Annotated in this window: 22 protein-coding genes; 12 read left to right on the plus strand and 10 right to left on the minus strand. The window is 72.3% G+C overall.

Annotated elements, in window-relative coordinates:
• Positions 1 to 68 precede the first annotated feature (68 nt).
• The 4 genes from dksA to hslU all read left to right on the plus strand — a co-directional run bounded on the left by dksA (position 69) and on the right by hslU (position 4,588).
• Complete coding sequence (gene dksA / locus LRS07_RS00360; protein ID WP_260500070.1) at positions 69 to 812, plus strand: RNA polymerase-binding protein DksA; 744 nt, start codon at positions 69 to 71, stop codon at positions 810 to 812.
• A 43-nt stretch (positions 813 to 855) separates the two neighbouring features.
• Entirely contained in the window at positions 856 to 2,613 is a 1,758-nt protein-coding gene (locus LRS07_RS00365; protein WP_260500071.1) for an STAS domain-containing protein, read from the plus strand.
• 95 nt (positions 2,614 to 2,708) lie between these two features.
• Positions 2,709 to 3,245: an ATP-dependent protease subunit HslV gene (hslV, locus tag LRS07_RS00370; RefSeq protein ID WP_260501994.1), complete on the plus strand. Its 537-nt coding sequence runs from the start codon at positions 2,709 to 2,711 to the stop codon at positions 3,243 to 3,245.
• Positions 3,246 to 3,247: 2 nt separating this feature from the next.
• Positions 3,248 to 4,588: an ATP-dependent protease ATPase subunit HslU gene (gene hslU / locus LRS07_RS00375; protein WP_260500072.1), complete on the plus strand. Its 1,341-nt coding sequence runs from the start codon at positions 3,248 to 3,250 to the stop codon at positions 4,586 to 4,588.
• 73 nt (positions 4,589 to 4,661) lie between these two features.
• Here hslU and LRS07_RS00380 read toward each other — a convergent pair whose 3' ends face one another.
• Genes LRS07_RS00380 through LRS07_RS00390 form a run of 3 tightly spaced genes read right to left on the minus strand, consistent with a single transcriptional unit; the run spans position 4,662 to position 6,843 of the window.
• The gene (locus LRS07_RS00380) at positions 4,662 to 4,982 is read right to left on the minus strand and encodes a P-II family nitrogen regulator (protein WP_260500073.1); all 321 of its coding nucleotides are present in this window, start codon (positions 4,980 to 4,982) and stop codon (positions 4,662 to 4,664) included.
• Positions 4,983 to 5,014: 32 nt separating this feature from the next.
• A complete protein-coding gene (locus LRS07_RS00385; RefSeq protein ID WP_260500074.1) occupies positions 5,015 to 5,974 on the minus strand; it encodes a sodium-dependent bicarbonate transport family permease in 960 nt (319 codons plus the stop codon).
• 5 nt (positions 5,975 to 5,979) lie between these two features.
• A complete protein-coding gene (locus tag LRS07_RS00390) occupies positions 5,980 to 6,843 on the minus strand; it encodes a type III pantothenate kinase (RefSeq protein ID WP_260500075.1) in 864 nt (287 codons plus the stop codon).
• Positions 6,844 to 6,948: 105 nt separating this feature from the next.
• On the opposite strand from LRS07_RS00390, the gene LRS07_RS00395 reads away from it, so the two are divergent.
• Positions 6,949 to 7,299, plus strand: coding sequence for a hypothetical protein (locus LRS07_RS00395; RefSeq protein WP_260500076.1), 351 nt, complete (start codon positions 6,949 to 6,951; stop codon positions 7,297 to 7,299).
• A 20-nt stretch (positions 7,300 to 7,319) separates the two neighbouring features.
• On the opposite strand, the gene mnmA is transcribed toward LRS07_RS00395, so the two are convergent.
• Together mnmA and LRS07_RS00405 are read right to left on the minus strand one after the other, a co-directional pair.
• Positions 7,320 to 8,432 carry a tRNA 2-thiouridine(34) synthase MnmA gene (mnmA, locus tag LRS07_RS00400; RefSeq protein WP_260500077.1) on the minus strand — a complete coding sequence of 371 codons (1,113 nt, stop codon included), beginning with the start codon at positions 8,430 to 8,432 and terminating at the stop codon, positions 7,320 to 7,322.
• Positions 8,433 to 8,496: 64 nt separating this feature from the next.
• Positions 8,497 to 9,003, minus strand: coding sequence for an NUDIX hydrolase (locus LRS07_RS00405; protein WP_260500078.1), 507 nt, complete (start codon positions 9,001 to 9,003; stop codon positions 8,497 to 8,499).
• Positions 9,004 to 9,136: 133 nt separating this feature from the next.
• Between LRS07_RS00405 and LRS07_RS00410 the strand changes: the two genes are divergently transcribed.
• The 7 genes from LRS07_RS00410 (at position 9,137) to LRS07_RS00440 (ending at position 15,782) form a co-directional block, all read left to right on the plus strand.
• Positions 9,137 to 10,252, plus strand: a complete 1,116-nt coding sequence (locus LRS07_RS00410; protein ID WP_260500079.1) for a Re/Si-specific NAD(P)(+) transhydrogenase subunit alpha — start codon at positions 9,137 to 9,139, stop codon at positions 10,250 to 10,252.
• Positions 10,253 to 10,283: 31 nt separating this feature from the next.
• Entirely contained in the window at positions 10,284 to 10,646 is a 363-nt protein-coding gene (gene panD, locus LRS07_RS00415) for an aspartate 1-decarboxylase (protein ID WP_260500080.1), read from the plus strand.
• A 39-nt stretch (positions 10,647 to 10,685) separates the two neighbouring features.
• Positions 10,686 to 11,009: an NAD(P) transhydrogenase subunit alpha part 2 gene (locus LRS07_RS00420; protein ID WP_260500081.1), complete on the plus strand. Its 324-nt coding sequence runs from the start codon at positions 10,686 to 10,688 to the stop codon at positions 11,007 to 11,009.
• The gene (locus LRS07_RS00425; protein WP_260500082.1) at positions 11,006 to 12,439 is read left to right on the plus strand and encodes an NAD(P)(+) transhydrogenase (Re/Si-specific) subunit beta; all 1,434 of its coding nucleotides are present in this window, start codon (positions 11,006 to 11,008) and stop codon (positions 12,437 to 12,439) included. Before LRS07_RS00420 ends, LRS07_RS00425 begins: the two co-directional genes overlap by 4 nt.
• Before the next feature lie 188 nt (positions 12,440 to 12,627).
• Positions 12,628 to 14,301 carry a long-chain-fatty-acid--CoA ligase gene (locus LRS07_RS00430; RefSeq protein ID WP_260500083.1) on the plus strand — a complete coding sequence of 558 codons (1,674 nt, stop codon included), beginning with the start codon at positions 12,628 to 12,630 and terminating at the stop codon, positions 14,299 to 14,301.
• Positions 14,301 to 14,993: a 5'-methylthioadenosine/adenosylhomocysteine nucleosidase gene (locus tag LRS07_RS00435; protein WP_260500084.1), complete on the plus strand. Its 693-nt coding sequence runs from the start codon at positions 14,301 to 14,303 to the stop codon at positions 14,991 to 14,993. Before LRS07_RS00430 ends, LRS07_RS00435 begins: the two co-directional genes overlap by 1 nt.
• Before the next feature lie 60 nt (positions 14,994 to 15,053).
• Positions 15,054 to 15,782, plus strand: a complete 729-nt coding sequence (locus LRS07_RS00440) for a 16S rRNA (uracil(1498)-N(3))-methyltransferase (protein ID WP_260500085.1) — start codon at positions 15,054 to 15,056, stop codon at positions 15,780 to 15,782.
• A gap of 7 nt (positions 15,783 to 15,789) precedes the next feature.
• Here LRS07_RS00440 and LRS07_RS00445 read toward each other — a convergent pair whose 3' ends face one another.
• From LRS07_RS00445 to LRS07_RS00465, 5 genes are all read right to left on the minus strand, one after another.
• The gene (locus LRS07_RS00445; RefSeq protein WP_260500086.1) at positions 15,790 to 17,127 is read right to left on the minus strand and encodes a THUMP domain-containing class I SAM-dependent RNA methyltransferase; all 1,338 of its coding nucleotides are present in this window, start codon (positions 17,125 to 17,127) and stop codon (positions 15,790 to 15,792) included.
• 4 nt (positions 17,128 to 17,131) lie between these two features.
• Entirely contained in the window at positions 17,132 to 18,676 is a 1,545-nt protein-coding gene (locus tag LRS07_RS00450; RefSeq protein ID WP_260500087.1) for an RNA polymerase factor sigma-54, read from the minus strand.
• Positions 18,677 to 18,761: 85 nt separating this feature from the next.
• A complete protein-coding gene (gene lptB / locus LRS07_RS00455; RefSeq protein WP_260500088.1) occupies positions 18,762 to 19,529 on the minus strand; it encodes an LPS export ABC transporter ATP-binding protein in 768 nt (255 codons plus the stop codon).
• Positions 19,526 to 20,179, minus strand: coding sequence for a lipopolysaccharide transport periplasmic protein LptA (gene lptA, locus LRS07_RS00460; protein WP_260500089.1), 654 nt, complete (start codon positions 20,177 to 20,179; stop codon positions 19,526 to 19,528). The genes lptB and lptA overlap by 4 nt, the downstream gene beginning before the upstream one ends.
• A gap of 67 nt (positions 20,180 to 20,246) precedes the next feature.
• On the minus strand, positions 20,247 to 20,903 hold the full coding sequence (locus tag LRS07_RS00465; RefSeq protein ID WP_260500090.1) for a thiol:disulfide interchange protein DsbA/DsbL: 657 nt from the start codon (positions 20,901 to 20,903) through the stop codon (positions 20,247 to 20,249).
• Positions 20,904 to 20,961 lie beyond the last annotated feature (58 nt).

Raw genomic sequence — 20,961 nt, forward strand, 5'->3', positions numbered from 1 at the left:
GCGCCTTAAAAAGCAGGGGGGCTGGCCGATGCCGGTCACCCTCACGCTGCTGCGAGGAGGAAACGCCTGTGAGCAAGACCCCGGTGAAGACCGCGGCGCCCGCCAAGAAGGCCGCCCCCGCGGCGCGCAAACCCACCGCAGCGCCGGTGGCCGAGGCCTCCGCGCCGGTCGCCGCCAAACCGAAGGCCCGCAGCGCGAAGGCCAGTTCGAAGGCGCCGCTGCCCGGATCGGGTTTTGACTCCATGGGCCCCGAGCCGAACAGCGCCGCCAGCCGTTTCGCGGACCGCTTTGCGCCGCCCAAACCCCCGTCCCGGATGTACGCCGACCAAGACACCGATTTCGAAAAGCCGGCCGTGAAGGCCGATCCCAAGCTCGCCAACGCCTGGAAGTCCAAGGCCGGGCGCGACCTCAGCGAGGCCGAACTGCTGGCCATGCCCGAGGACGAGTACATGAACGAGAAGCAGCTCGACTTCTTCCGCGCCCGGCTGCAGGCGCTGAAGGACGACCTGCTGTCCAACGCCGGCGAGACCACCGAGCACCTGCGCGAGGACACCACCATCGTCCCCGACCCGGCCGACCGCGCCACCATCGAGGAAGAGCACGCGCTGGAGCTGCGCACCCGCGACCGCGAGCGCAAGCTGCTGAAGAAGATCTCCCAGTCGCTGACGCGCATCGACTCCGGCGACTACGGCTACTGCGACGAGACCGGCGAGCCGATCGGCCTGCGCCGCCTCATCGCCCGGCCCACCGCCACGCTGTCGTTGGAAGCGCAGCAGCGTCGGGAGATGAAGCAGAAGATGTTCGGGGACTGAGCGGCGCGGCCTGGCGGCGCTTTCCCTGGCCGGCGGTCCGACCATGCCCGACCCCAAAGACAGCAGTTTCTTCCGCAAGGTGGTGCGCTTCGTCGCCAACCCGGCGACCGACTGGACCGACCTCAGCCGGCCGGACGGCCTGCGCGATGGCGAGCTCGAAAAGGGCGAGCTCAAGGCCATGATCGAGCGCAAGCGGCGCAACGACTTCGTGCGCAAGCGCGAGTTCGACATGCTGCGCCGGGTGCGCCGCGAGGGCCTGTCGGGCGAGCAGCTGGCCGCCCTCGGCCGCTCGTCTCGCATCGACGACTCGGAGGCGCGGCTGGACACCCAGGCGCGGCCCGACGGCGTCAAGGCGAAGATCGACGCCATCGAGCAGCAGATGGTCGGCGACGGCCTGCGCCGCCCGCCGGCGTTCTTCGCCGCCGACACCCAGCCGCCGGCCGTCAACCCGTTGGCGACCACCATGCCGGCGGCGCTGCACCGGCCGTCACCGCACCGCGCACCGCCGCCGCTGCTCGACGAGGAGGAGGAACTGCCGGCGCTGCCGCCGCTGCCGGACCCCGACGAGCCGGTGCCGGTGATCGTGCCGCCGATGGTGCGGCCGCTGTCCTCCGCCGCGGCCAGTGCCGGGCTGGCGCCGCCCGTCGGCGCTCCGGTGCCGGTGGCGCCGGCCGGGCAGCGCCCCCCGGGCGACGGCATCGAGGTCAGCGAGGTGGTGCACGACCCGGAGCTGGACGAGGCGGTGATCGCCTTCGCCAACGCCGACTTCGGCGCCTGCGAGCACGCCCTGCTGGGCCTGACGCAGGGCGACGGCCTGCGGCTGCAACACCCCGACACCTGGCTGGTGCTGTTCGACCTCTACCGCGCCACCGGCCAGCAGAACAAGTTCGAGGGGCTGGCGCTGGACTTCGCCCAGCGCTTCGGCCGTTCGTCGCCGCAGTGGTACTCGCTGCCGCGGCTCGTCGCCGAGGCCGCGGCCGCCGCCGCCGCACAGGAACGGCCCGGCCGCCTGCCGCGGGTGCCGGGCGAGATCGGCTGGGTCTGCCCGGACCTGCTCGACGTCGAGGCGGTGGCCCTGCTGCAGGCGCAGACGCTGCAGATGCCGCTGCCCTGGGTCTTCGACTGGGCGGGACTGCAGCGCATCGACGCCCAGGCCGCCAACGCGTTGGCCGGCCTGGTGCGCCAGTGGTCGCGCGAGCCGCTGGACATGCGCTGGCTGGCCGGCGACCGCCTGCAGGCGGTGCTGCAGGAGGCCGCCCCGAACGGGGTGAAGGACGCCGATCCCGCTTTCTGGATGCTGCGGCTCGAGGTGCTGCGCCTGGCCGACCGTGCCGACCAGTTCGACGAGGCGGCGATTGACTACTGCCTGACCTACGAGGTCTCGCCGCCGCAGTGGGACCGGCCGAAGGCGCGCATGCGCATCGCCAGCGGCGGCGATTCCACCCACGGACCGTCGGTGCTGAGCGAGGTGTCCACCGGCTTCCTCGAATCCTCGACGCTGGAGGACGGCCAGCCGGTGCCGACCGCGCAGGTGGAGCTGTCGGGCCAGCTGGTGGGCGACATCGCCGGCGTGCTCGGCGAGCTGGACGGCCAGCTCGGCGCGGCCGGCATCGTCAACGTGTCCTGCACCCGCCTGATTCGGGTCGACTTCATCGCCGCCGGCGACCTGCTGAACTGGGTGCTGACCAAGCGCAGCGAGAACCGGCAGCTGAATTTCGTCGACGCCCACCGGCTGGTGGCGCTGTTCTTCGGCGCGATGGGCATCAACGAGCACGCCAAGGTGCGCGTCAGGACCGTCTGACCGCCGGGCGCGACGCGGGGTTGAACCTCGCCGCCGCGCCCCGATCTCAGCGGGCTGTCGCCACCCGACCGCCCGCATGGACAACGCCACCCCCCCTGCCGCCCTTCCACGGCACCACCATCGTCAGCGTGCGCCGCGGCGCCTCCGTCGCGCTCGGCGGCGACGGCCAGGTGACGCTGGGCAACATCGTCGTCAAGGCCTCCGCCCGCAAGGTGCGCAAGCTCCACCGCGACCAGGTGCTGGCCGGCTTCGCCGGCGCCACCGCCGACGCCTTCACCCTGTTCGAGCGCTTCGAGGCCAAGCTGGAGAAGCACCAGGGCCACCTGGTGCGCGCCGCCATCGAGCTGACCAAGGACTGGCGCACCGACCGGGTGCTGCGCCGGCTGGAGGCCATGCTGGCGGTGGCCGACCGCGAGGCCTCGCTCATCATCACCGGCAACGGCGACGTGCTGGAGCCCGAGCACGGCCTGATCGCCATCGGCTCCGGCGGGCCCTACGCCCAGGCCGCCGCCCGCGCGCTGCTGCAGCACACCGAGATGCCGCCGGCCGAGATCGTCAAGCGCTCGCTGGAGATCGCCGGCGACCTGTGCATCTACACGAACCAAAACCACGTCATCGAGACCCTGGAGTGACGATGTCCATGACCCCGAAGGAGATCGTCTCCGAGCTCGACCGCCACATCGTCGGCCAGCGCGACGCCAAGCGCGCGGTGGCCATCGCGCTGCGCAACCGCTGGCGGCGCCAGCAGGTGGACGAGAAGCTCCGTGGCGAGATCACGCCGAAGAACATCCTCATGATCGGCCCCACCGGCGTGGGCAAGACCGAGATCGCCCGCCGGCTGGCCAAGCTGGCCGACGCGCCCTTCGTCAAGGTGGAGGCGACCAAGTTCACCGAGGTGGGCTACGTCGGCAAGGACGTGGACACCATCGTGCGCGACCTGGTGGAGGTGGCGGTGAAGCAGCAGCGCGAGCGCGCCATGCGCCAGCAGCGCGCCCGCGCCGAGGACGCCGCGGAGGACCGCCTGCTCGACGTGCTGGTGCCGCCGCCGCGCGGCGGCGGCAGCGACTTCGGCATCACCCCGTCCACCCCGCCGGCCGACAGCACCGCCCGCCAGGTGATGCGCAAGCGGCTGCGCGAGGGCACGCTGGACGACAAGGAGGTCGAGATCGACCTGGCCGAGGCCAAGCCGGCGCTGGAGATCATGGGGCCCGCCGGCATGGAGGAGATGGCCGAGCAGCTGAAGGGCCTGTTCTCCCAGATGGGCGGTGCGCGGCGCAAGGCGCGCAAGGTGCGCATCGGCGAGGCGCGCCGGCTGCTCCTCGAGGAGGAGGCCGCCAAGCTGGTCAACGAGGACGAGATCCGCACCGAGGCGCTGCAGCATGCCGAGCAGAACGGCATCGTCTTCATCGACGAGATCGACAAGGTGGCCGCCCGCCAGGAGACCGGCGGCGCCGACGTCAGCCGCCAGGGCGTGCAGCGCGACCTGCTGCCGCTGGTCGAGGGCACCGCGGTGACCACCAAGTACGGCGTGGTGAAGACCGACCACATCCTCTTCATCGCCTCCGGCGCCTTCCACCTGGCCAAGCCCAGCGACCTGATCCCGGAGCTGCAGGGCCGCTTCCCGATCCGCGTCGAACTCGGCTCGCTGAGCGTGGACGACTTCGAGGCCATCCTGACCTCCACCCATGCCAGCCTGGTCAAGCAGTACCAGGCCCTGCTCGCCACCGAGGGGGTCACGCTGCAGCTGCAGCCCGAGGCCATCCGCCGCCTGGCCGAGATCGCCTACGAGGTCAACGAGCGCACCGAGAACATCGGCGCCCGGCGGCTGTCGACGGTGATGGAGCGGCTGCTCGACGAGGTCAGCTTCGACGCCTCCGAACGCGGCGGCACCACCGTGACGGTGGACGCCGCCATGGTCAACGAGCGGCTGGCGTCGCTGGCCGGCAACGAGGACCTCTCGCGGTACATCCTCTGAGCCCCCGGCCGTCGGACGGCGCGCCGAAGAGCACCGCCCTGGCCGCGGTGGCGGCCTGTCCCCAGGGGACTCGTCAGAACTTCTGCGGGCGCAGCACGTCGACGTCGGCGAAGTACAGCGTCAGGCCGTAGTGCGGCGTGTAGCGCGCCATGACGTGGGCGGCGATCGCGTCGGCGACGGCGGCGTCGCAGACCACCTCCATGCGCACGGTGAGGTCCGCCTCCCAGGCGCCTTCGCGGTCGCCGGCCATGCCGCCGCCGCGCACGTCGCTGACGGTGTAGCCATGGGCGCCCAGGCGCTTGACGTCCTGCACCAGCTCGCGCTCCAGCGCGGCCTCGGCGATCAGCACCAGCAGCCGGCGGGGGTGCTTGGTCGGCGGCGCGGCAGTGGTCATGCGGGTCTCCTCGTCGCTCGCTCGGTGGTCGGTCAGCCCGCCAGCGCCTGCGCCAGCCGCAGGTACAGCGGAATGCCCAGCAGCAGGTTGAAGGGGAAGGTGATGCCCAGCGCCAGCGTGATCGACAGCGCCGCGTTGGCCTGCGGCACCGCGATGCGCATGGCGGTCGGCGCGGCGATGTAGCTGGCGCTGGCGGCCAGCGTGGCCAGCAGCGCCACGCCGCCGGTGGTCAGGCCCAGCGCCGTGCCCAGCAGCGCCCCGGCCACGCCCAGCAGCGGCGGCAGGCCCAGGCCGATGACCAGCACCGGCCCGCCGAAGCGCCGCACCTCGGGCAACCGGGCGCCGGCGACCAGGCCCAGCTCCAGCAGGAACAGCGCCAGCACGCCCTTGAAGGGCACGACGAACACCGGCGCGATCGGCGCGAGGCCGGCCTCGCCGGCGACGGCGCCGATGAGCAGGCCGCCGATCAGCAGCAGCACGCTCTTGCCGAAGAACACGTCGTGGGCGAGCCGGCGCCAGGCCGCCGCCCCGGTGGTCGCCGCGGCGGCGTCGCGGTCGGCGAAGAGCCGCGCCAGCAGCACGCCGGCGACCAGGCCGGGCGCCTCCATCACCGCCACCCACAGCGCCGCATGCGGCTCGTGGGCGATGCCCCCGCGGGCCAGGGCGGCGGTGGCCACGGCGAAGGTGACCACGCTCACCGAGCCGTAGTGCGCGCCCACCGCCGCCGCATCCGCCGCCGGCAGGCGCAGCGCGCGCAGCAGCGGGTACAGCGCCAGCGGCACCAGGAAACTGAAGGCGACCATCGCCAGCACCTGCGGCGCCAGCGCGGCCAGCGGTTGCCGCGACAGCTCCAGCCCGCCCTTCAGCCCGATGGCCAGCAGCAGGTAGATCGACAGCGTCTCGTACAGCGCCTCGGGCAGCCGGAGGTCCGACTTGACCCAGCGGGCGAAGACACCGAGCAGGAAGAACAGGACGACGACGTCCAGCGCCATCAGCTCTAGCCCTCGCCCTGCTCCTGACGCCACTGCTGCAGCCGCAGCAGGCCGTCGAAGATCAGGCTGTCGACCAGTTCGTAGCCGATGCCCAGGTACGGCGCCACCTTCCAGCCGGCGCCGCCGGTCAGCAGCACGCGCGGCGCCACGCCGGCGTGGCGGGCCAGGTTGCGGTGCATGTGCTCGATGGCGCCGGTGATGGCGTAGGTGCCGCCGCTGGTCAGCGCGTCGCTGGTGTTGGTGGGAAAGGCGCGCACCTCGCCGGTGGGCACGTGCAGGCCGGCGGTGCCGCTCTCCAGCGCCTTGAGCATGATCCCGTGGCCGGGCAGGATGCAGCCACCCAGGAAGCGGCCATCGGCGTCCAGCGCGTCGCAGGTGACGGCGGTGCCGGCCATGACGACCACCGCCGGCGGTGCGATGGGCCGCATGCGGGCCGAGCGCCGGGCCGGCCCCACGCCGGCCCGCGATTCCGCCGGGGGAGCGTCCGACGCACCCGGCGGGGGAGGGGCCGACGTCAACCGCCAGCGTGCGCCGATCAGCGCCACCCAGCGGTCGGCGCCCAGCCGCGCCGGGTGGTCGTAGCCGTTGACGACGCCGGCCGCCGACTGGGCCGCCACCGCCCAGCGCGGCTGCAGGTCGAACAGCTCGTCGATCTGGTCTCGCACCCGGTGGCGCACCTGGTCGCTGGCCACGCAGCAACCGATGACGGCCGACGGCCGCTGCAGGCCGCGCCAGTCGCCGTCGCCGAGCTGTTCGATGGTCTCGAGAAAGACCGCGCCCTGGGCCAACGCCGCACTGCCCGGGACCACCGCCTCGTGCAGCGCCCACTTGAGCCGCGTGTTCCCGATGTCGATGAGCAGGACGGTCATGTGCCGGCGGATTGTGCCCGCAGGGTCGCGTCATCGGCGACTGACACCGGCGCGGGACGCCGGCCGATGGCACACCGTCCGCCTTGCGCAGAGGATGGCGGCGCCATGAACCGCTCCGCCGTCCGACCCCTGCCCCCGACGTTCGACGACACGTCGCGGCCCGGCCTGCTGCAGCGCCTGGGCCGCCAGCCGGCGCCGGGCCCGCGGCTGGCCGCCTTCGCGTTCCTGCTGCTCACGCTGTGGTTGGCGATGGCGCTGCTGCACGGCTACTACCAGCTGCTGCACCTGGCGGTGGACCGCGCGGAGCAGGCCCAACGCCTGCGAGCGGCGCTGCAGACGCGCGAGTCGCATTGCGAAGCGCTGGCCAATCCGCATGCGCGCGGCCTGTGCCGGCTGCGCGCGCGAGACATCGACGCGGCCGAGCCGACGCTGGCCCGGCTCGACGCCGTGCGCTGACCCGCGCCACGGCGGCCGGTTCAGGCGGGCAGCGACCGGGCGATCACCCCACCACCGAGGCAGACCTCGCAGTCGTACAGCACCGCCGACTGGCCGGGCGTGACCGCCCATTGCGGCGCGTCGAAGCGCAGCTGCAGGGCGTGCTCGGCCAGCGCCAGGGCGCAGGCGGCGTCGGCCTGCCGGTAGCGCGTCTTGGCGGCGAAGCGGCCCTCACGCGGCGGTGCGCCGGCCACCCAGCTCAGGTCGTCGGCCTGCAGCGCGGTGGACTGCAGCCAGGGGTGGTCGTGGCCCTGCACCACCACCAGCACGTTGCGCTCCAGGTCCTTGCGGGCGACGAACCAGGGTGCGTGGTCGCCTCCGCCCGCCGCGCCCCGCCCGGGCTTGATCCCGCCGAGGCCGATGCCCTTGCGCTGGCCCAGCGTGTAGAAGCTCAGGCCCACGTGCTCGCCGACCACGCGGCCGCGGTCGTCCTCCATCGGGCCCGGCGTGTTGGCCAGGTAGCGGCCGAGGAACTCGCGGAACGGCCGCTCGCCGATGAAGCAGATGCCGGTGGAGTCCTTCTTCCTGGCGTTCGGCAGGCCGATCTCGAGGGCGATGCGCCGCACCTCGGTCTTCGGCAGCTCGCCCACCGGGAACCGCGTGCGCGCCAGCTGGGGCTGCCGCAGCCGGTGCAGGAAGTAGCTCTGGTCCTTCAGCGGGTCCAGGCCCTTCAGCAGCTCGAAGCGGCCTTCGCGCTGGCGCACCCTGGCGTAGTGACCGGTGGCGATGAGCTCGGCGCCGAGCCGCACCGCATGGTCGAGGAAGGCCTTGAACTTGATCTCCGCGTTGCACAGCACGTCGGGATTGGGCGTGCGCCCGGCCTGGTGCTCGCGCAGGAACTCGGCGAAGACGCGGTCCTTGTAGTCGGCCGCGAAGTTGACGTGCTCGAGGTCGATGCCGACGACGTCGGCCACCGCGGCGGCGTCGAGGAAGTCCTGGCGCGACGAGCAGAACTCGCTGTCGTCGTCGTCTTCCCAGTTCTTCATGAAGATGCCCACCACCTCGTGGCCGGCCTGCTTCAGCAGCCAGGCGCTGACGGCGGAATCGACGCCGCCGGACAGGCCGACGACGATGCGGTGGTGGGGCGCGGACATCGCCGGATTGTCCGGCAGCCTCGGCCGGCCACCGGCCGGCGGGGCCTCTGCCCGGGTCCGGCCCTCAGAGGCCGCGCGCCAGCGGCAGCAGGGCGCTGGGATCGGTGTGCAGCAGGTCGATGGGGTAGCGTCGTCCGGCCCGCAGGTCCTGCGCGCAGCGCAGCACCATCGGGCTGCGGTGGCGTTCGACGCTGGCCTGCAACTCGTCGTCGGTGAGCCAGAGGGTGCGCACGATGCCGTCGTCCAGCCGGCGCGCAGGATCCGGTTCGCCCACCCGGCCGCAGAAGGCGAAGCGCAGGTAGGTGACCTCCTCCGCCGGCCCGGACGCATCGGCCGGCCGGCTGAAGCGCGAGAGGTAAACGCCGACCAGCGCCTCGGGCTCGAAGGGGCGGGCCGTCTCCTCCAGCACCTCGCGCACCACCGCCTGCAGCAGCGATTCGCCGGGATCCAGGTGACCGGCCGGGTTGTTCAGGCGCAGTCCGTCGCGCGTCAGTTCCTCGACCAGCAGGAAGCGGCCCTGGTGCTCGACGATGCCGGCGACGGTGACGCTGGGGCGAAAGCGAAGGCTCATGCCGCGATGCTAGGGCCTGTGGCCCCGACCCGACGGGGCGGTCGCGACGTGATGGACTTCTTGTAAGCTCCGCGCAATTTTTTCCAACGGTCCGCCGACCCCGGCCGGACCGACCGCGAGGAGACCCATCCCCATGCAGATCGGCGTTCCGCTGGAGACCTCGGCGGGCGAGACCCGTGTCGCGGTCACGCCCGAGACGGCCAAGAAGCTCAAGGCGCAGGGCCATGTCGTGCGGGTGCAGTCGGGTGCGGGCGTGAAGGCCAGCATCACGGACGAGGCCTACGCGGCGGCCGGTGCCGAGGTCGTCTCGCGCGAGCAGGCGTTGGCGGCGCCGCTGGTGCTGGTGGTGCGGGCACCGCAGCCGGACGCCCTGGCGCTGATGGCGCCGGGCACCACCCTGGTCGGCATGCTCAACCCGTTCGACCGCGACGGCCTGCAGCGCCTGGCCGCGGCGGGCCTCACCGCCTTCGCGCTGGAGGCGGCGCCGCGCACCAGCCGGGCGCAGAGCATGGACGTGCTGTCCTCGCAGGCCAACCTGGCCGGCTACAAGGCGGTGATGCTGGCGGCCAACGCCTACCAGCGCCTCTTCCCCATGCTGATGACCGCCGCCGGCACGGTGAAGGCCGCGCGGGTGGTCGTGCTCGGCGTCGGCGTGGCCGGGCTGCAGGCCATCGCCACCGCCAAGCGGCTGGGCGCCGTGATCGAGGCCAGCGACGTGCGGCCGGCGGTGAAGGAACAGGTCGAGTCGCTGGGCGCCAAGTTCATCGACGTGCCCTACGAGACCGCCGAGGAGCGCGAGGCCGCCGAGGGCGTGGGCGGCTACGCCCGCCCGATGCCGCAGGGCTGGCTCGACCGGCAGAAGGCCGAGGTGGCCAAGCGCGTGGCGCAGGCGGACATCGTGATCACCACCGCGTTGATCCCGGGACGGCCGGCGCCGGTGCTGGTGACCGAGGACATGGTGAAGTCGATGAAGCCCGGCTCGGTGATCGTCGACATGGCCGCCCCGCAGGGCGGCAACTGCCCGCTCACCCAAGCCGGGGCCACCGTGGTCCAACACGGTGTCACGCTGATCGGCGAGACCAACCTGCCGGCCCTGCTGGCGGCCGACGCCAGCGCGCTGTACGCCCGCAACCTGCTCGACTTCCTGAAGCTGGTCGTCGACAAGGACGGCGGGCTGCAGGTGCCGATGGACGACGACATCGTGGCCGCCTGCCTGGTGGCCCGCAACGGCCAGGTGACGCGGGCATGAGACGGGCCGCCGCGCCCTGCGAGGAGCCGACATGACCCGTGTGATGCTGCGGTCCAAGCTGCACCGCGCCACCGTGACCGAGGCCGACCTGCACTACGAAGGCAGCTGCGGCATCGACGCCACGCTGCTCGAGGCCGCCGACATGCGCGCCTATGAGCAGATCGAGCTCTACAACGTCAACAACGGCGAGCGCTTCTCCACCTACATCATCCCGGCGCCGCCCGGCTCGGGCGTGATCTCGCTCAACGGCGCGGCCGCGCGCAAGGCGCACGTCGGCGACCTGCTGATCATCTGCACCTACGCGCCGATGAGCGAGGCCGAAGCCGCCGCCTGGAAGCCGCGGCTGGTGCTGCTCGGCCCCGGCAACCGCATCGCGCAGATCAAGCCCGCCTGACGGCGGGCCGCGCCCCGCCCCACCCACAGGAGACACGCCATGGAAGTGGTCTCGCCCACCATCATCAACCTGACCATCTTCGTGCTGGCCATCTACGTCGGCTACCACGTGGTGTGGAACGTCACGCCGGCGCTGCACACGCCCCTGATGGCGGTGACCAACGCGGTGTCGGCCATCGTGATCGTCGGCGCCATGCTGGCCGCGGCGCTGACCGAAGGCGGCCTGGGCAAGACCATGGGCGTGCTGGCGGTGGCGCTGGCCGCGGTCAACGTCTTCGGCGGCTTCCTGGTCACCCGGCGCATGCTGGAGATGTTCAAGAAGAAGGAGCGCAAGGCGCCGGCGGCAGGGGAGAAGCAGGCATGAGCTTGAACCTCGTCACGCTGCTGTACCTCGTCGCCAGCGTCTGCTTCATCCAGGCGCTGAAGGGGCTGTCGCACCCGACCACCTCCATCCGCGGCAACGTCTTCGGCATGACGGGCATGGCGATCGCCGTGCTCACCACCGCCGCGCTGATCGTGCGGCTGGCCGGCTCGACCGAGGCCGGGCTGGGCGGCCTGGGCTACGTGCTGCTGGGCCTGCTGATCGGCGGCACCGCCGGCGCCATCATGGCCAACCGGGTGGAGATGACCAAGATGCCCGAGCTGGTGGCCTTCATGCACAGCATGATCGGCCTGGCGGCGGTGTTCATCGCGGTCGCCGCGGTGGCCGAACCCCACGCCTTCGGCATCGCCCCGCGCGGAGAGCCCATCCCCACCGGCAACCGGCTGGAGCTGTTCCTCGGCGCGGCCATCGGCGCGGTGACCTTCAGCGGCTCGGTCATCGCCTTCGGCAAGCTCAGCGGCAAGTACAAGTTCCGCCTCTTCCAGGGTGCGCCGGTGGCCTTCGCCGGCCAGCACTTCCTCAACCTGGCACTCGGCATCGCGCTGCTGGTGTTCGGCCTGGGCTTCATGTTCACCCAGAGCTGGACCGCCTTCAACGTGATGCTGGCCATCGCCTTCGTGCTCGGCGTGCTGCTCATCATCCCGATCGGCGGCGCCGACATGCCGGTGGTGGTGTCGATGCTCAACAGCTATTCGGGCTGGGCGGCGGCCGGCATCGGCTTCTCGCTGAACAACCCGATGCTGATCATCGCCGGCTCGCTGGTCGGCAGCTCCGGCGCGATCCTGAGCTACATCATGTGCAAGGCGATGAACCGGTCGTTCTTCAACGTGATCCTCGGCGGCTTCGGCGGTGACGCGTCGGCCGCCGCGGGCGGCGCTCAAGCGCAGCGCAGCGTGAAGAGCGGCAGCGCCGACGACGCGGCCTTCATCCTCGGCAACGCCGAGACGGTGGTCATCGTGCCGGGCTACGGCCTGGCGGTGGCCCGGGCCCAGCACGCGGTGAAGGAACTGGCCGCCAAGCTGACCGAGAAGGGCGTGACGGTGAAGTACGCCATCCACCCGGTCGCCGGCCGCATGCCGGGCCACATGAACGTGCTGCTGGCCGAGGCCGAGGTGCCCTACGACCAGGTGTTCGAGATGGAGGACATCAACGGCGAGTTCGGCCAGGTCGACGTGGCCATCGTGCTCGGCGCCAACGACGTGGTGAACCCGGTGGCCCTGCAGAAGGGCAGCCCGATCTACGGCATGCCCATCCTCGAGGCCTACAAGGCCAAGACCGTCATCGTCAACAAGCGCTCGATGGCCGCCGGCTACGCCGGCCTGGACAACGAGCTGTTCTACATGGACAAGACCATGATGGTCTTCGGCGACGCGAAGAAGGTGGTCGAGGACATGGTCAAGGCGGTGGAGTAGCGCCGTCGCGGGCCGCTGCGGCCCGTGCGTCGACCCCGACGGAAGGCCGGCACGCGCCGGCCTTTTGCATCGCGCCGCGCCGGCCGTGTCGCGCAGGCGTCACCCGGCATCGCCATCGCTAGCGATTGCCCCGATGGCCCCGCAGGGGGCCGGGGGAACAATCGGCGGTTTGCCTGAGGAAGCACAAGATGAACAAGCCGTGGCTGAAGCATTACCCGGCCGGCGTGCCGGCCGAGATCTCGACCGCCGCGCACCCCTCGCTGGTCTCGCTGATCGACGAGGCGCTGCGCCAGCACCGTGACCGCGTGGGGTACCGCTTCATGGGCAAGTCCTTCCGCTTCGGCGAGGTGGACGAGCTGTCGCGCGCCTTCGCCGCCTGGCTGCAGGCCCAGGGGCTGCAGAAGGGCGACCGGGTGGCCGTCATGATGCCCAACGTGCCGCAGTACCCGGCCGCGGTGACGGCGGTGCTGAGGGCCGGGCTGGTGCTGGTCAACGTCAACCCGCTGTACACGCCGCGCGAGCTGGAGCACCAGCTGAAAGACTCCGGCGCCAAGGCCATCCTCATCCTGGAGAACTTCGCGCACACGCTGCAGCAGGTCATCGCCAACGTGCCGACGAAGACGGTGGTCGTGGCCGCCATGGGCGACCTGATGGGCTTCCCCAAGGGCGCCATCGTCAACCTGGTGGTGCGCAAGGTGAAGAAGATGGTGCCCGACTGGCAGCTGCCGGGCGCGGTGCGCTTCAACGACGCGATCGCGCAGGGCCGCCAGCACACGCTGAAGGCGCCCGCCGTCGGCCCCGACGACATCGCGGTGCTGCAGTACACCGGCGGCACCACCGGCGTCAGCAAGGGTGCGGTGCTGCTCCATCGCAACCTGGTGGCCAACGTGCTGCAGTCCGAGGCCTGGTACCAGCCGGCGCTGAAGAAGATCGCCGAGGGCACGCAGATCACCACCGTGTGCGCGCTGCCGCTGTACCACATCTTCGGCTTCACGACGAACCTGATGCTCGGCCTGCGCATGGGCAGCTGCAACGTCCTCATCCCCAACCCGCGCGACATGCCGGCGGTGCTGAAGGCGCTGTCCAAGGAGACGGTGCACTGCTTCCCGGCGGTCAACACGCTGTTCAACGCGCTGTCCAGCCACCCGGACTTCAACACGGTGGACTGGAGCAAGCTGGTCATCTCGGTGGGCGGCGGCATGGCGGTGCAGCAGGCCACCGCCAAGCGCTGGCTGGAGAAGACCGGCTGCCCGATCTGCGAGGGCTACGGCCTGTCCGAGACCAGCCCGTCGGCCACCTGCAACCCGGTGGACACCACCAGCTTCAGCGGCACCATCGGCCTGCCGCTGCCGAGCACCGAACTGCGGCTGCTCGACGACGACGGCCGCGAGGTGCCGCCCGGCACCGCCGGCGAGATCGCCATCCGCGGGCCGCAGGTGATGGCCGGCTACTGGCAGCGTCCCGACGAGACCGCCAAGGTGATGACGGCCGACGGCTTCTTCCGCTCCGGCGACATCGGCGTGATGGACGAGCGCGGCTACTTCCGCATCGTCGACCGCAAGAAGGACATGATCCTGGTCAGCGGCTTCAACGTGTACCCCAACGAGGTCGAGGACGTGATCACGCAGATGCCCGGGGTGCTGGAATGCGCCGCCGTGGGCGTGCCGGACGAGAGCGCCGGCGAGGTGGTCAAGGTCATCATCGTGCGCCGCGACCCCGCGCTGACCGAGGCCGACGTGCGCGCCTACTGCGAGGCCAACCTCACCGGCTACAAGCGGCCGAAGGTCGTCACCTTCGCCAAGGAACTGCCGAAGACGGCGGTGGGCAAGGTGCTGCGCCGGGCCCTGCGAGACGCCGCCTGATGCGGCTGGCGGTCGTCTGCGCCATGGAGGAGGAGATCCGGGCGCTGCGCACGCACCTGGTGGCCGAGCGCATCGACCGCACCGCCGGCCGCGACGTCCACGTCGGCGCGCTGGCCGGCCAGCCGGTGGTGATGGTGCGCTCGGGCATCGGCAAGGTGGCGGCGGCCACCACCGCGGCGCTGCTGCTGGACCGCCACGCGGTGGACGCCGTGCTGCTGACCGGCGTGGCCGGCGGCCTGGGCGATGGCGTGGCGGTGGGCGACGTGGTGGTGGCCGACGCGCTGCTGCAGCACGACCTCGACGCCTCGCCGCTGTTCCCGCGCTTCGAGGTGCCGCTCACCGGCCGCTCGCGCTTCGCCACCGATCCCGGCCTGAGCGACCGGTTGGCGACGGTGGCGGCCACCGTGGCGCCGGCGGTGCACCGTGGGCTCGTCGTCAGCGGCGACCGCTTCGTCAGCCGGGCCGACGAGAGCGCGGCCTTGCGCGGTGCCCTGCCCGAGGCGCTGGCGGTGGAGATGGAGGGCGCGGCCATGGCCCAGGTCTGCCACGACTTCGGCCGGCCGCTGGCGGTGTGCCGCATCGTCTCCGACCGTGCCGACGACGACGCGCACACCGACTTCCAGCGCTTCGTGGCGGACGTCGCGGCCGAGGCCACCCGACGGCTGGTGCTGGGCCTGCTGCAGACCCGCTGACCCGGCCCGGCCCGTCCCCGCCGAGCGGCCGGGCGGGCACGGCTGGCACACTCGCCGCCCATGTCGACGCTGCGCCTGCATGTGCCCGGTCCCCTGTCGAGCGGCCTGACGCTGGACCTGCCGCCTGCGGCCGCGCGCCATGTGCAGGTGCTGCGCTGCCAGCCCGGGGACCCGCTGGTGCTGTTCGACGGCCGTGGCGGCGAATGGACCGCCGAGGTGCGGCAGATGGGCCGGCGCGAGGTGGGCGTGCAGGTGCAGGCGCATGTCGAGGTGGAGCGGGAACTGCCCGTGGCCGTCACCCTGGCGGTCGGCATGCCGGCCAACGACCGCATGGACTTCCTCGTCGAGAAGGCCACCGAACTCGGCGTCGCGGTGCTGCAGCCCCTGGTCTGCGAGCGGTCGGTGCTGCGCCTGTCCGGCGAGCGCGCCGAGCGCAAACGCGAGCACTGGCAGGGCGTGGCGGTGGCCGCCGCCGAGCAGAGCGGCCGCACCCGGGTGCCCGCGGTGCGGCCGGTGCAGGCCCTGGGCGAGTGGCTGCGCGCGGCGGGGGGCGCCCAGGCTCATGTGCTGAGCCTGCGGGCCGACGCACGGCCGCCGGCACGACTGGCCCCTGCATCGTCCGGTGCGCTGTGCTGCCTCAGCGGCCCCGAAGGCGGCCTGAGCCCGGCGGAGGAGGACGCGGCGCGCGACAGCGGCTTCGCCCCGTTGTCGCTCGGCCCGCGCACGCTGCGGGCCGACACCGCCCCGCTGGCGGTGCTGGCGGCGGTGGCCGCCTGGCACGCCGGCTAGGGCCGGTTCAGGCGTCGGGCGCCGCGGCCGCGGCGTCCCCGCGCTCGCGGCCCAGGCGGCCGGCCACCAGCTCGAAGCGCATCAGCCGGCATTCGATCGGGCCGTTCCATAGCGGCACGCGCCGGCTCTCCTTCAGCCGCATCCACGACGGCAGCGCCGGCTCGGGGCTGAGCACCCAGGCGGTCCAGCCCGCGTAATGGCGCTTCCAGTGCGTGGCCAGCGCGCCGAAGAAGGCGGCGGCCTCGTCGGCGCTGGCGGCCGGGCCGTCGGCTTCGGCGGCGAAGGCCTCGCGCCCGCCCCCGCCACCGCGTCGGGCGTCCGGCGCGGCGCCCTGTCCCTTCGGCGCGAGGCGTTCGCCATACGGCGGGTTGAGCACCAGCGTGCCCTGCGGCGCGGGCGGCGGCCGCTGCAGCGCGTCCACCGTCTTGAACTCGATGGCCCGGGCCACGCCGGCGCGCTCGGCGTTGCGTTGCGCGAAGTCGGTCATGCGGAACGACACGTCGCCGGCGAACACCGGCGCCGCCGGCGGGTGCTCCGCCGCCCGCGCCTCGTCCTTCAGCGCCTGCCATTCGGCGCGCCGGGCGGCCTCGCGGAACGGCGCCTGGCGTTCGAAGGCGAACCGGCGCTGGCCGCCCGGCGCGATGCCGCAGGCCAGCTGGGCCGCTTCGATGGCGATGGTGCCGGCGCCGCAGCAGGGGTCGAGCAGCGGGCCGTCGGTCGGTCGACCCTGCCAGCCCGCGGCGGCCAGCAGCGCCGCGGCCAGCGTCTCCTTCAGCGGCGCCTCGCCGCGGTCCTCGCGCCAGCCGCGCTTGAACAGCGCCTCGCCCGAGGTGTCCACGTACAGCGTGGCCCATTCGGCATCGACGTGCAGCAGCAGCGGCAGGTCGGGCCGCCGGGTGTCGACGTCGGGCCGTGCGCCCTGCCGCTCGCGCAGCACGTCGCACACCGCGTCCTTGATGCGCAGGCCGGCGAAGTGGAGGCTGTGCAGCGGCGAGCGCTGCGCCGTCACGTCCACCTTCAAGGTGCCGCGCGCGTCGATCCAGGCCGTCCAGTCGACGCGGCGGGCGAGTTCGTACAGGTCCTGCTCATGGCCGTAGCGCGCCTGCGCCACCCGCCACAGCACCCGCTGGGCCAGCCGGCTGTGCAGGTTCAGGCGCATGGCGAGCGCCGGCAGGTGCGCTTCCTGCGCCGCCTGCACCTCCACCCCGCCGCGGCGCGGTCGCACCCCGGCCAGGCCGGCGGGCAGCAGGGCGGTCACCTCGTCGGCGAGCAGGCCCTCCACCCCGGCCGCCGCCGGCAGGAACAGCCCCCCGTCGGCGGCACCGCGTCCGGTGTCAGACGCCATCCGGCTACAGCTCCCGCCGCAGGTTGGCCGGGGCGATCTTCAGCGCCTCGCGGTACTTGGCCACCGTGCGGCGCGCCACCTGGATGCCCTGCTCTTCCAGCATCAGCGACAGCTGGCTGTCCGACAGCGGCTTCTTCGCATCCTCGGCGGCGACCAGCCGCTTGATGAGCGCGCGCACCGCGGTGCTCGACGCATTGCCGCCGGCCTCGGTGTTCAGCGACGAGCCGAAGAAGTACTTCAGCTCGAAGGTGCCGAAGGGCGTGGCCATGTACTTGGCGGTGGTCACCCGCGAGATGGTCGACTCGTGCAGCCCCAGCTCGTCGGCGATCTCCCGCAGCACCAGCGGCTTCATCGCGATCTCGCCGTGGCTGAAGAAGTTCTTCTGCCGCTCGACGATGGCCGCCGACACCCGCAGGATGGTGTCGAAGCGCTGCTGGATGTTCTTCATGAACCAGCGCGCCTCCTGCAGCCGTGACGACAGGCCGGCGGAGCTGCCGTTGGCCGACGACCGTGCGCTGCGGATGGCCTGGGCATAGAGGTCGTTGATGCGCAGCTTGGGCATCACGTCGGGGTTCAGCACCACCTTCCAGGCGCGGCCGGCCTTCTGCACGATGACGTCGGGCACGACGATCTGCGCCTCGGCGCGGCCGAAGGGCCGGCCGGGCTTGGGCTCGCACTGCACGATCAGCGCCTGCGCGGCCTTGATCAGCTCCTCGTCGGCGCCGGTCACCGCCACCAGCTTCTTCATGTCGCGGCGGGCCAGCAGCTCCAGGTGCTGCTTGCAGACGATGATGGCGATCATCTGCGCTTCGCTGCGCGGCAGCGCGCGCAGCTGCAGCGTCAGGCATTCGGGCAGGTCCCGGGCGCCGACGCCCAGCGGCTCCAGGTTCTGCAGCCACTTCAGCGCGCACTGCAGGCGGCCGAGCAGGTCCTCGCGGCCGTCGGCGTCGTCCTCGTCGAGGCCGAGCTGGTCGGCCAGGCGGGCGGCGATGTCCTCCAGCGGGTCGGCCAGGTAGCCGTCGTCGTTGAGCGACTCGATCAGCACCTGCAGCGCCGCCGCGTCCTCGCGGCCCAGCCGCATGCCCAGCACCTGCTGGCGCAGGTGGTCCTGCAGGCTCAGGGCGCCGCCGCCGCGCTCCTGCGGCTCGAAGTCGTCGTCGCCGCCGGCAGCGCCGCTGGCCGAGGACGGCAGCTCGCGGATGCCGTCGAAGTCGTCGCGCTCGGTGCCGTTCTCCCAGTCGTCGCGTTCGGTGGTGCCGAACTCGGTCGCCTCCATCGCGGGCGACTCGTCGTGCTCGGGCGAGGCGGCGTCGTGCGGCGCGTCGTCGCGCTCGGGCCGTTCGGCGGCGCTGGCGGCGGTGCGGTCGAGCGAGGCCTCGAACGGGCTGACCTGCTCCTCCTCGGCTTCGAGGAAGGGGTTCTGCTCGAGCATCTGCTCGACTTCCTGGTGCAGCTCCAGCGTCGACAGCTGCAGCAGCCGGATGGACTGCTGCAGCTGCGGCGTGAGCGCCAGGTGCTGGCTGAGTCGGACTTGCAGTGATGGCTTCATGAGGCGTCCGGCCGCCGGGCCGCCCCAAGGTCGGACAGCCCCCTCGGGGGGCAGCGAACGAAGAGAGCGTGGGGGCTGCTCATCGTCACATGCGGAAGTGTTCGCCGAGGTAGACCTTGCGCACGTCGGCGTTCTCGACGATCTCGTGCGGGGTGCCCTCGGCCAGCACCCGGCCCTCGCTGATGATGTAGGCGCGGTCGCAGATGCCCAGCGTCTCGCGCACGTTGTGGTCGGTGATGAGCACGCCGATGCCGCGCGACTTGAGGAAGCTGATGATGCGCTGGATCTCGATGACGGCGATGGGGTCGACGCCGGCGAAGGGCTCGTCGAGCAGGATGAAGCGCGGCTGCGTGGCCAGGGCGCGGGCGATCTCCACCCGCCGCCGCTCGCCGCCCGACAGGGCGGGCGCGGGCACCGCGCGCAGCTTCTCGATGCTCAGTTCCTGCAGCAGCTCGTCGAGCCGGCGGTCCAGCTCGCGTGCCGGCAGCGGCCGGCCGTCCACCCCGCGCTGCAGTTCCAGCACCGCGCGCACGTTCTCCTCCACCGACAGCTTGCGGAAGATCGACGCCTCCTGGGGCAGGTACGACAGGCCGAGCCGCGAGCGCTGGTGGATCGGCCGGTCCTGCACCGGCGCGCCGTCGATGCGGATCTCGCCGGCGTCGGCGCGCACCAGGCCGACGATCATGTAGAAGCTGGTGGTCTTGCCGGCGCCGTTCGGGCCCAGCAGGCCGACCACCTCGCCGGCGCCCACGCTGACGTGCACGTCCTTGACCACCTGGCGGGAGCCGTAGCGCTTCTGCAGCCCCTCGGCCTCCAGGCGGCTCAGGACCTGGGCCTCGGTGTGCGCGTTCACTTCCGCTCCCCCAGCCCGGTGGCGGGCTTCAGAGGCTGAGGCGCGGAGGCCGGCGCGCTGGCCGCGTCCTCGGGCGTCAGCACCAGGCGCACCCGGCCGCCGGGGTTGGCCGGGGTCACCGACTGCGGGCCACCCTCGACGCTCAGGCGCTCGGTGTTGGCGTCCCAGGTGATGCGGTTGCCGTTGAGCTGGTCGGCCACCGCCGCGCCGCGCAGACGGCGGGCTTCGGCCTGGCCGATCAGCACCACGATGCCGCTGCGGCCGTCGTACTCGATGCGCTCGGCCTCGCCTTCGACCCATTCCTCCAGCGCGTCGCGCTTCTGGCGGAAGCTGGCGCGGCGGCCGGCGCTGCCCAGCGCGGTGGCGGCACGGAAGCCGTCGGGGCTCTGCCGCACCTCCACCCGGTCGGCCTTGAGCACCAGCGTGCCCTGGGTGATGACGACGTTGCCGTTGAAGATCACCACCTGCTTGAGCAGGTCCAGGCTGCCGGGCTGGTCGGCTTCGACGGTGATGCGCTGGCGGCTGTCCGCGCGCTCCGCATGGGCGGGCGGCGCGGCGATCAGCGCCAGGCAGGCGCTCGCCGCCAGCCCCAGCAGACGGATTGCGGAGGCGGCGACACGGGGACGGAGGGACGACACGGTCTGCGGCATGAAAGTTGCAGACCATTCTAGCCACAGCGGCTGGCCGGCCCGGCGCACGGGCCGGCAAAAAGACGCGTCAGCCGCCAGCTTTGACGCGCTGCACCAGGAAGTCGGTGACCGCCAGCGAACGCTCGAAGTTGCCGGCCAGCGTGGCCGACGTCCAGAAGCGGCCCTGCACGCCCAGCGTGGGCACGCCGTCGATCTTGTAGGCCTCGCTGAGCTGAGTGGCCTGGCGCGCCTTGGTCTGCACGCCGAAGGACTTGAACACCTCCAGGAACTTGCCGCCGTCGATGCCGTTCTCGGCGGCGAAGGCGGCCAGGTCGGCTTCCTTGTCCAGCCGGCGGCGCTGCTGGTGAATGGCGTTGAACACCTTGGCATGGAGCTGGTCGACCGCGCCCAGGGTCTCCAGCGAGTAGTACAGCTTCTGATGCGTCTGGTGCAGCGCGGTGAACCCGACGTGCACCCGGCGGAAGGCCACGTCGGCCGGCAGCGCCTTGCTCCACGGGCCGATGATGGGCTCGAAGGCGTAGCAGTGCGGGCAGCCGTACCAGAAGAACTCCACCACCTCGACCTTCCCCTTCGGCGCACCGGTGGGCGCCGGCTGGGCCACCCGGACGTAGTGCGTGCCCTCGGCAGGCTGGCCGCCTTGGGCGGCCGCCGTGTTCGGCAGTGCACCCAGCACCGGCAGGGCAGCCAACGAAGTGGACAAGGCGGTGAAGTCGCGCCGTTTCATGGGGTCGGGTTCCTTTGCTGTGCGCCGGACGGGGCCGGCTGTCGATCGGTCACTGTGC

It is taken from the genome of Aquabacterium sp. J223 (genome assembly GCF_024666615.1).
Classification (GTDB): Bacteria; Pseudomonadota; Gammaproteobacteria; order Burkholderiales; family Burkholderiaceae_C; genus J223.